A 276-nucleotide genomic window follows, 5' to 3' on the forward strand; every position below is an offset into this window, starting at 1 on the left:
GGCGACGTGCGGGACACCAGCCTGGCTACTCTCAACTTCGACACTCTCCTGGAGGAGGCCCTTCGCGAAGGATCGCGATCCGCCGTTCTGAGCATCAGCAATACCTCCGACCGGCCCCGTGGCTACTCCGTTCATCACTTGCACGGTGTCGTCGATCCCGCGGGGTCATCCGACGTCATCCTTACGCTGACAGACTTTCTGGACGTGCTCGCCGCCGACGATGCCTGGCAGAGGAGCTACATGAGGGAGGCCCTTTCGCGAGGCGCCGTGATCATC

Annotated in this window: 1 protein-coding gene; it reads left to right on the forward strand. The window is 63.0% G+C overall.

What is annotated here, in order from left to right:
• Positions 1 to 276 (forward strand): SIR2 family protein (locus ACZ3GY_RS23885; protein ID WP_465912207.1); only part of this gene is annotated, 276 nt, incomplete at both ends.

The organism is Pseudomonas sp. PME37.24/006 (assembly GCF_055556635.1).